Source organism: Micromonospora sp. ATLC20 (assembly GCF_057196585.1).
This window is the reverse complement of sequence record NZ_JBXUOV010000205.1, coordinates 1-9,598: the sequence shown is the minus strand read 5'-3', so window position 1 is coordinate 9,598 and position 9,598 is coordinate 1. Positions and strand designations below refer to the sequence as shown.

Sequence of the window (9,598 nt, the reverse complement as noted above, 5' to 3'; positions counted from 1 at the left end):
GTGCGGCGGCGGGGTGGGGCGCGGCGGCGGACGGCTCGGGGGCGGCGGCCCAGACCGGCGTGCCCAGGCCGACAGTCGCCCAGACCCGGACGCCGCCGTCGGTGCGGCGGACCACCTCGCTCACGTCCACGCCGGTCAGCAGCCCGACCCCGGGCCCGTCCAGGTCGAGGCCGTGCGCCAGCTCGGCCAGGTGCGCGGCGGGGTCGTCCCGGTCGTACGACATGGGGACCGTCGCGTTCAGCACCCACCGGCGGACGCCGATCCCCCCGCCCAGCGGCGCGGAGCCGACCGCGAGCAGCGGCGACTCGGCCCGCCACGCCAGCAGCGGGATGTCCCAGCCGGATTCGGACCGGCTGGTCAGGAACGGCTCACACAGCACGCCGGTCACCCTACGATCACAGGTGGGAACGGGTGGCGCCGGCCCGGGCCGGGGGCGGGATCTTAGCCGCTCCCCAGGTCGGGTGGGTTACGCCCAACGATCAAGATTCCAGGGGTGCACCTCTGATTCCTGCTCATGTGCGCCTAGACTGGCGGCGCGCGAGGGATCAGCGGACGGCGGACCCGGCCGACGGACGGCACGCGCAGGCGGAGGTGCGCGATGGACGAGGTACTGGCCCGCAGCGGGATCTTCCAGGGTGTCGACCCGGAGGCTGCCGAGGCGCTCGCCAAGGAGATGGAGACGATCGAGGTCCGCAAGGGCGAGATCGTGTTCAACGAGGGCGAGCCCGGCGACAGTCTCTACATCCTCCTGTCCGGCAAGATCAAGGTGGGTCGCCGCGCGGCGGACGGCCGGCAGAACCTGATCGCCGTGATGGGCCCGTCGGACATGGTGGGTGAGCTGTCGCTCTTCGACCCCGGTCCGCGTACGGCGACGGCCACGGCGGTCACCGACACCCGTCTGGTCCGGCTGCGCAAGCAGGCGCTGCGGCCGTGGCTGAACAACCGGCCCGAGATCGCCGAGCAGCTGCTACGGGTGCTGGCCCGCCGGCTGCGCCGGACCAACGACTCGCTCGCCGACCTGATCTTCACCGACGTACCGGGCCGGGTCGCCAAGAACCTGCTCCAGATGGCCGGCCGGTTCGGCACCCGCGACGGCGGCGTGCTGCGCGTGACGCACGACCTCACCCAGGAGGAGATCGCCCAGCTCGTCGGCGCCTCCCGGGAGACCGTCAACAAGGCGCTGGCCGACTTCGCCTCGCGCGGCTGGCTGCGGCTGGACGGCAAGAGCATCATCATCCTCGACCCGGAGCGCCTGGCCCGCCGCGCGCGGGTCTGATCCTCCGTACCGGCTTCCCGGCCCGGCCCGCCACCGCGCGGAGCCGGGTCGATGCCGTTCTGCTGCACAGGCCGGGCCGGTGTCGCCTCTGAGCGAGCCGGCTCTGCCCGCCGCAGAATCGCTTGGTGCTCCCGCCCCGGTGCCGCCAGGCTGGGACGATGCCCGATCGCGTCGCCGTCCTCTCCGACATCCACGGTGTGCTGCCCGCGCTGGAAGCGGTGCTGGCCGAGCCGGACGTGGCAGCCGCCGACCTGATCGTCCTCACCGGTGACCTGGCCGCCGGTCCGCAGCCGGTCGAGGTGCTGGACCGGCTGACCGCGCTCGGGGACCGGGCCTGCTGGGTCGGCGGGAACGCCGACCGGGAGCTGGTGCAGGCCCGGGCCGGGAAGGCTTCCCCGATCGAGGTCTCGAACTGGGCCGCCGGGCAGCTCCGCGACGACCAGGTGGCCCGGCTGGCCGCGCTGCCGCCATCGGTCACGCTGCCGGTCACCGGCCTGGGCGACGTGTTGTTCTGCCACGCCACCCCGCGCGACGACGAGGAGGTCGTGCTCGTCGACTCGCGGCTGGACCGCTGGGCCGAGGTCTTCGCCGGCCTGCCGGCCGAGGTCGGCACGGTGGTCTGCGGGCACACGCACATGCCGTTCACCCGGCTGGCCGACCGTCGCCTGGTGGTGAACCCGGGCAGCGTCGGCATGCCGTACGGGGGCGCGGGCGCCTGGTGGGCGCTGCTCGGCCCGGGCGTGCAGTTGCGCCGGACCCGCTTCGACGTGGACGTCGCCTGCGCCCGGGTCGCCGCCGAGTCCACGTTCCCGGATGCGGCGGCCTGGGCCGACGAGTACGTCCGCTCCCGCCACTCCGACGCCGACGCGCTCACCGTCTTCGCTCCGCGCGACGGCCGCTGAGGCGTTAAAAAGGGGCCCTTCCTCTACCGCAGGCGTCAACAAGGGCCCTCCTTTCAAAAAAGTCAGGCTTGACTGTTTGTTTTGGGCGGGGCACGCTGTCTGCGTGTCGAGCCGAGTTCCGCAGCAGGAGCGCAGCCGTGCCACCCAGGCCCGGCTGCTGGAGGCGACCGTCGAGTGCCTGGTGGAGCACGGCTGGTCCGGCACCACGACGACAGTGGTGGCGGCACACGCCGGCGTCTCCCGGGGCGCCCAGCTGCACCACTACCCCACCAAGGCCGCGCTGGTGACCGCCGCAGTCACCCACCTGACCGAGCGCCGGGCGGCCGAGCTGCGCGCCGAGGCGGCGCACCTGCCGGTCGGCCCGAAGCGGCTCGACGGCGTGGTCGACCTGCTCGCCGCCTCCTTCACCGGCCCGCTGTTCGTGGCCGCGCTGGAGCTGTGGGTGGCCGCGCGTACCGACGCCGAGCTGCGCGCCGCGCTGGTGCCGCTGGAGGCGCGGATCGGCCGCGAGATGCACCGGCTCACCGTCGAGCTGCTCGGTGTGGACGAACGCAAGCCGGGCGTACGCGAGTCGGTGCAGGCCACCCTCGACCTGCTGCGCGGCCTCGGCGTGGCCAACCTGCTCAGCGACGACTCGCCCCGCCGCGCCGCCCTGCTGCACACCTGGAAACGCCAGCTCGCCGCGCTGCTCACCCCCGAGAGCGAGCGGCACTGATCCCCTGACGCCCCACCCCCGCCCGGAGGCACAATGGTCGACCTGACAGCCCTGCTCGCGGATCTGGCCGCCGAGTCCGAACAGCTCGACGCGCTCGTCGCGGACCTGCCGCCGGAAGGATGGGAGCAGCCGACACCGGCCCCGGGCTGGACCGTCGCACACCAGGTCGCGCACCTGGCCTGGACCGACCACGTCGCCTACCTGGCGGCCACCGACGAGTCCGCGTTCTTCGCCTCGGTGATGGCCGCGCCGGACCCGTCGCGCCTGGTCGAGGACGGCGCCGAGTCCTTCCTCGCACCCTCGGCCGCGCTGCTGACCCGCTGGCGTTCCGGCCGGTCGGCGCTCGCCGGGGCGCTCGCCGCCGTCCCGGCCGGGCAGAAGATCCCCTGGTACGGCACCAGCATGTCGCCCACCTCGATGGCGACCGCACGGCTGATGGAGACGTGGGCGCACGGCGAGGACGTGGCAGACGCGCTGGGCGTCAGCCGTACCCCGACCGCGCGCCTGCGGCACATCGCGCACCTCGGCGTCCGTACCCTCGGGCACGGCTTCTCGGCCCATGGCCGCGAGGTGCCCACGGTGCCGGTGCGGGTCGAGCTGACCGCGCCCGCGGACGGTGACGTGTGGGAGTTCGGGCCGGCCGACGCGGCCGACCGGGTGACCGGCCCGGCACTCGACTTCTGCCTGCTCGTCACGCAGCGCCGGCACCGCGCGGACCTGGCCCTGGCCGCCACCGGGCCGGTGGCCGACGAATGGCTGGACGTGGCCCAGGCGTTCGCCGGCCCGCCCGGCGACAAGCGCGAACCGGCGAACGGAACCTCCTCATGAGCGTGCTGCGGATCGGGAACGCGTCGGGCTTCTACGGCGATCGCTTCTCCGCCTGGCGGGAGATGCTCGACGGCGGCGAGCTGGACGTGCTGACCGGTGACTACCTGGCCGAACTGACCATGCTCATCCTCGGCCGGGACCGGATGCGCGACCCGTCGCTCGGGTACGCCAAGACCTTCCTGCGCCAGGCGGAGGGCGTGCTCGGCACCGCGCTGGAGCGCGGCGTCACGCTGGTCACCAACGCGGGCGGCCTCAACCCGGCCGGGCTGGCCGACGCGATCCGGTCGCTCGGCGACCGGCTCGGCCTCCAGGTCCGGGTCGGGTACGTCGAAGGCGACGCGATCCAGCGGCCGGACGCGCTGACCGCGAACGCCTACCTGGGCGCGTTCGGGATCGCGGCCTGCCTCGACGCGGGCGCGGACGTGGTGGTCACCGGGCGGGTCACCGACGCCTCGCTGGCTGTCGGCCCGGCGATCGCCCGTTTCGGGTGGACCCGCGACGACCTCGACGCGCTGGCCGGCGCGACTGTGGCCGGGCACCTGATCGAGTGCGGCGCGCAGGTCACCGGCGGCAACTTCAGCTTCTTCACCGAACTACCGGACGGCGGGCACCGCCCCGGCTTCCCGATCGCGGAGCTGCACCCGGACGGCTCGTCGGTGCTCACCAAGCACGCCGGCACCGGCGGCGCGGTCACCGTCGAGACGGTCACCGCCCAGCTGCTGTACGAGGTGGGCGGGCCGGACTACCTCGGCCCGGACGTGGTGACGCGGCTGGACACCGTGCGGCTGGCACAGGAGGGCCCGGACCGGGTACGCGTCCTCGGGGTGCGCGGCACGCCGCCTCCGGACACGCTCAAGGTGGGTGTCAACAACCTGGGCGGCTTCCGCAACTCGATGACGTTCGTGCTGTGCGGGCTGGACATCCCGGCCAAGGCGGCACTGGTCCGGGGCCAGATCGAGGAGTCGGTCGGCACGGAGGGGATGGAGTTCACGCTGGCCCGCACCGACCACCCGGACACCGGCGACACCGAGGCGGCGAGCGCGCTGCTGCACGTACACCTGCGTGACGGCGACAAGTCGCGGGCCGGGCGGGCGTTCTCGGCGGCGGCGGTCGAGCTGGCGCTGGCCTCCTACCCGGGCTGCACGCTGACCACGCTGCCCGGCGACGCGACGCCGTACGGGGTGTTCACCGCCGACGCGATCGCGCAGGACGCTGTCGAGCACGTCGCGGTGCTGCCCACCGGCGAGCGGGTGCCGATCGCGCCGCCGACGGTGACGGGCGGTTTGCAGGGGGCCCCTGTACAACACGAGGCGTCAACAGGGGGCCCTTCCTTGCACGGGACGCGGCGGGGGCCGCTCGGTGAGCTGGTCGGCGCGCGGTCCGGCGACAAGGGTGGCGACGCCAACCTGGGCGTCTGGGCGCGTACCGACGCGACCTGGCCGTGGCTGCGCGACTGGCTGACCGTGGAGCGGCTGGCCGAGCTGCTGCCGGAGACCGCGGCGCTCACCGTCGAGCGGTACGAGCTGCCGAACCTGCGCGCTGTCAACTTCGTGATCCGCGGACTGCTCGGGCAGGGCGTGGCCGCGTCCACCCGGTTCGACCCCCAGGCCAAGGCGCTCGGCGAGCTGCTGCGCTCCCGGGTGGTCGACCTACCGACGGAGGTTCCGTCATGACCATCGTGGACACGCCGGAACGCCGCCAACTGCGCGAGCTGACCCGCTCGTTCGTGACCCGCGAGGTGCTGCCGCACCTGTCCGACTGGGAACGGGCGGGCGAGGTGCCCCGGTCGCTGCACGAGACCGCCGCCAAGATCGGGCTGCTCGGCATCGGCTTCCCGGAGTCGGTCGGCGGCAGCGGCGGTGGCCTGCTCGACTCGATGGTCGTCACCGAGGAGATCATCCGCTCGGGCGGGTCGTCCGGGCTGGTCGCCGCGCTGTTCACGCACGGCATCGCGCTGCCGCACATGGTCGAGACCCAGGACGAAGGGCTGATCGACAAGTACGTCCGGCCGGCGCTCGCCGGGACGATGATCGGCGCGCTGGCGATCACCGAGCCGGACGGCGGCTCGGACGTGGCGGGCATCCGCACCTGTGCGGTACGCGACGGCGACCACTACGTGGTAAACGGCTCCAAGACGTACATCACCAGCGGCGTCCGCGCCGACTTCGTCACCACTGCGGTCTGCACCGACTTCCCCGGCTCGGGCTCGGTCAGCCTGCTCGTCATCGACAAGGGCACGCCCGGGTTCACGGTGGGGCGGCGGCTGGAGAAGCTGGGCTGGCACTGCTCCGACACCGCCGAGCTGTCCTTCGTCGACGTGCGGGTGCCGGTGACGAACCGGGTCGGCCCGGAGGACACCGGATTCCTCGCCATCATGCAGCAGTTCGCCAACGAGCGACTGTCGCTCGCCACCCAGGCGTACGCGACCGCGCAGCGCTGCGTGGACCTGTCGGTGCAGTGGTGCCGGGACCGCCAGACGTTCGGCCGGCCGCTCGTCGGGCGCCAGGTCGTCCGGCACAAGCTGGCCGAGATGCACAGCCGCACCGACGCGGCGCGGGCGTACGTGCACGACGTCGCCGAGCGGGTGGCCGCCGGCCAGCCGGTGGTGACCGAGGTGGCGATGGCGAAGAACGTGGCGGTGGCCACCTGCGACTGGGTGGTCGACGCGGCGCTGCAACTGCACGGCGGCTTCGGCTACATGCGCGACGCCGAGGTGGAGCGGCACTACCGGGACGCCCGTCTGCTCGGCATCGGCGGCGGCACCACCGAGATCATGAACGAGATCATCGCGAAGGGCATGGGCCTATGAGCACGACTGTCCTGCAGAGCACCATCGACCCGTCCGCGCCCGCCTTCACCGCGAACCGGGAGGCGCTGCTGGAACGCCTGGCCGAGCTGGAGGAGGCGCTCGACCAGGCCCGGGGCGGTGGCGGCGAGAAGTACGTGACCCGCCACCACGGTCGCGGCAAGCTGCTCCCCCGGGAGCGGATCGAGCTGCTGCTCGACCCGGACAGCCCGTTCCTGGAGTTGTCGTCGGTGGCCGCGTACGGCACCGACTTCCCGGTCGGCGCCAGCACCGTGACCGGCATCGGCGTGGTCGAGGGCGTCGAGTGCCTGATCGTGGCGAACGACCCGACGGTACGCGGCGGCGCGATCAACCCGTGGTCGCTGGCGAAGACCCGGCGGGCGGGTGAGATCGCGGCGGCCAACCGGCTGCCGATGGTGAACCTGGTCGAGTCGGCCGGCGCCGACCTGCCTACCCAGGCGGAGATCTTCATTCCCGGCGGCCGGGTGTTCCGTGACCTGACCCGGCTGTCCGCGCAGCGGATCCCGACCGTGAGCGTGGTCTTCGGCAACGCCACCGCCGGTGGCGCGTACGTGCCGGGCATGTCGGACTTCACCGTCATGATCCGGGACCGCTCGCAGGTCTACCTGGCCGGGCCGCCGCTGGTGAAGATGGCCACCGGCGAGGTCACCGACGACGAGTCGCTCGGCGGCGCGGCGATGCACGCCACCACCTCCGGCCTGGCCGACTTCCTCGCCGAGGACGAGCGCGACGGCATCCGGCTGGCCCGGCAGTGCGTTCGCAGGCTCAACTGGCGCAAGCACGGCCCGCCGCCGCGCAACCCCCACCCGCTGCCACCCCGGTACGACCCGGAGGAGCTGCTCGGGATCGCCAGCGCCGACCTGAAGGTGCCGTTCGACCCACGGGAGGTGCTGGCCCGGGTGCTCGACGACAGCGCGTTCGACGAGTTCAAGCCCGGCTACGGCACCGCGCTGGTGACCGGCTGGGGTGAGCTGCACGGCTACCCGGTCGGTGTGCTCGCCAACGCCCGGGGCGTGCTGTTCAGCCAGGAGGCGCAGAAGGCGGCCCAGTTCATCCAGCTCGCCAACGCGGCGGACACACCGCTGGTCTTCCTCCAGAACACCACCGGCTACATGGTCGGCACCGAGTACGAGCAGCGCGGCATCATCAAGCACGGCGCCCTGATGATCAACGCGGTGTCGAACTCGAAGGTGCCGCACCTGACTGTCAACCTGGGTGCCTCCTACGGTGCCGGCAACTACGGCATGTGCGGCCGCGCGTACGAGCCCCGGTTCCTGTTCACCTGGCCGAACGCGAAGTCGGCGGTGATGGGTCCGGCGCAGCTCGCCGGCGTGCTGTCCATCGTGGCCCGGCAGGCGGCCGCCGCCCGGGGACGCGAGTACGACGAGGACACCGACGCCGCCATGCGGATGATGGTCGAGCAGCAGATCGAGTCGCAGTCCGGGGCGCTGTTCCTGTCCGGGCGGCTCTACGACGACGGGGTGATCGACCCCCGGGACACCCGTACCGTCCTCGGGCTGTGCCTGTCGGCGATCCACAACGGACCGGTGAAGGGCGCCGACGGTTTCGGCGTCTTCCGGATGTGACCTGTGAGCGCGAGGAACGCAGCGAAGCGGAGTCCCGCAGTCGCGAACGAAAGGCAGGCTCAGCGCCAATGATCACGAAGCTTCTGGTTGCGAACCGGGGCGAGATCGCCCGCCGGGTCTTCGCCACCTGCCGCGCCCTCGGCGTGGCCACCGTCGCCGTGCACTCCGACGCGGACGCCGACGCGCCGTTCGTCGCAGACGCCGACCAGGCCGTACGGCTGCCGGGGAACACGCCGGCCGAGACGTACCTGCGCATCGACGCCATCCTCGACGCGGCCCGGCGCTCCGGCGCGGACGCCGTCCACCCCGGCTACGGCTTCCTGGCGGAGAACGCCGAGTTCGCCGCGGCGGTGACCGACGCGGGCCTGACCTGGATCGGTCCGTCGGCCAAGGCGATCGCGGCGATGGGCGACAAGATGGCCGCCAAGGCGCTGCTCGCCGACGCGGGCGTGCCGATGCTGCCCACCTGGACCGACCCGGCCGAGGTCACCGCCTTCCCGGTGCTGGTCAAGGCCGCCGCCGGTGGCGGCGGCCGGGGCATGCGGATCGTCCGCGACGCGGCCGGCCTGGCCGAGGCCGTCGCTGGCGCGCGCCGCGAGGCGGCGGCGGCGTTCGGCGACGGCACGGTCTTCATCGAGCGGTACGTGGAACGCGGCCGCCACGTCGAGGTGCAGATCTTCGGTGACACCCACGGCACCGTCGTGGCGCTCGGGGTACGCGACTGCTCCATCCAGCGCCGTCACCAGAAGATCGTCGAGGAGGCACCGGGTGTGCTGCCCGACGACGTACGGGCGGCGCTGCACGAGGCGGCGGTGGCGGCCGGGCGCGCAGTCGACTACGTCGGCGCGGGCACAGTGGAGTTCCTGCTCGCGCCGGACGGTCAGGTGCACTTCCTGGAGATGAACACCCGCCTCCAGGTGGAGCACCCGGTCACCGAGCTGACCACCGGGCTGGACCTGGTCCGGCTGCAACTGCTCGTCGCCGAGGGCGAGCCGCTGCCGGTCACCACCACGCCGCCGGCCGACGGTCACGCCATCGAGGTACGGCTGTGCGCCGAGGACCCGGCTCAGGGTTTCCGTCCGGCCACCGGCACGCTGCACCGGTTCGCGATCCCCGGGGTCGCCGCCGAGTTCGGTCCGGCCCGCGGGCTGCGCCTGGACTCGGGTGTGGTGGACGGCTCGACGGTGAGCGTGCACTACGACTCGATGCTGGCGAAGCTCGTCGCCTGGGCGCCCACCCGCACCGAGGCGGCCCGCGCGCTCGCCGGCGCGCTGGCCCGCGCCGAACTGCACGGCGTGGCCACCAACCGGGACCTGCTGGTCCGTGTGCTGCGCAGTCCGGAGTTCGCCGCGGTGGACGTGGACACCGGCTTCCTGGACCGGCACCCGGAGGTGTTCGCGCCGCTGCTGCCTGCCGAGCAGCTTCCGGTCGCGGCGCTGGCCGCCGCGCTGGCCGGGGCCGCCG

The 9,598-nt window shown here is 73.2% G+C and carries 9 protein-coding genes; 8 read left to right on the top strand and 1 reads right to left on the bottom strand.

Annotated features, from left to right (window positions below):
* Window positions 1-379, bottom strand: a 379-nt coding sequence (locus AC2CHG_RS27345; protein WP_484525883.1) for an adenosylcobinamide amidohydrolase, incomplete at its 3' end; no start/stop codon positions are given.
* A 219-nt stretch (window positions 380-598) separates the two neighbouring features.
* Here AC2CHG_RS27345 and AC2CHG_RS27340 point away from each other — a divergent pair.
* The 8 genes from AC2CHG_RS27340 to AC2CHG_RS27305 form a co-directional block, all read left to right on the top strand.
* A complete protein-coding gene (locus AC2CHG_RS27340) occupies window positions 599-1,276 on the top strand; it encodes a Crp/Fnr family transcriptional regulator (RefSeq protein ID WP_007466162.1) in 678 nt (225 codons plus the stop codon).
* Window positions 1,277-1,434: 158 nt separating this feature from the next.
* Window positions 1,435-2,178, top strand: coding sequence for a metallophosphoesterase family protein (locus tag AC2CHG_RS27335; RefSeq protein WP_262013417.1), 744 nt, complete (start codon window positions 1,435-1,437; stop codon window positions 2,176-2,178).
* A gap of 103 nt (window positions 2,179-2,281) precedes the next feature.
* On the top strand, window positions 2,282-2,893 hold the full coding sequence (locus tag AC2CHG_RS27330) for a TetR/AcrR family transcriptional regulator (RefSeq protein WP_013289007.1): 612 nt from the start codon (window positions 2,282-2,284) through the stop codon (window positions 2,891-2,893).
* Between the two features lie 33 nt (window positions 2,894-2,926).
* On the top strand, window positions 2,927-3,721 hold the full coding sequence (locus tag AC2CHG_RS27325) for a TIGR03084 family metal-binding protein (protein ID WP_366620035.1): 795 nt from the start codon (window positions 2,927-2,929) through the stop codon (window positions 3,719-3,721).
* On the top strand, window positions 3,718-5,394 hold the full coding sequence (locus AC2CHG_RS27320) for an acyclic terpene utilization AtuA family protein (protein ID WP_366620033.1): 1,677 nt from the start codon (window positions 3,718-3,720) through the stop codon (window positions 5,392-5,394). The genes AC2CHG_RS27325 and AC2CHG_RS27320 overlap by 4 nt, the downstream gene beginning before the upstream one ends.
* Window positions 5,391-6,530 carry an acyl-CoA dehydrogenase family protein gene (locus AC2CHG_RS27315; protein WP_366620031.1) on the top strand — a complete coding sequence of 380 codons (1,140 nt, stop codon included), beginning with the start codon at window positions 5,391-5,393 and terminating at the stop codon, window positions 6,528-6,530. The genes AC2CHG_RS27320 and AC2CHG_RS27315 overlap by 4 nt, the downstream gene beginning before the upstream one ends.
* The gene (locus AC2CHG_RS27310; protein WP_262013421.1) at window positions 6,527-8,134 is read left to right on the top strand and encodes an acyl-CoA carboxylase subunit beta; all 1,608 of its coding nucleotides are present in this window, start codon (window positions 6,527-6,529) and stop codon (window positions 8,132-8,134) included. The genes AC2CHG_RS27315 and AC2CHG_RS27310 overlap by 4 nt, the downstream gene beginning before the upstream one ends.
* Window positions 8,135-8,202: 68 nt before the next feature.
* Window positions 8,203-9,598: acetyl-CoA carboxylase biotin carboxylase subunit (locus tag AC2CHG_RS27305; RefSeq protein ID WP_484525882.1), on the top strand; the 1,396-nt coding region annotated here is incomplete at its 3' end.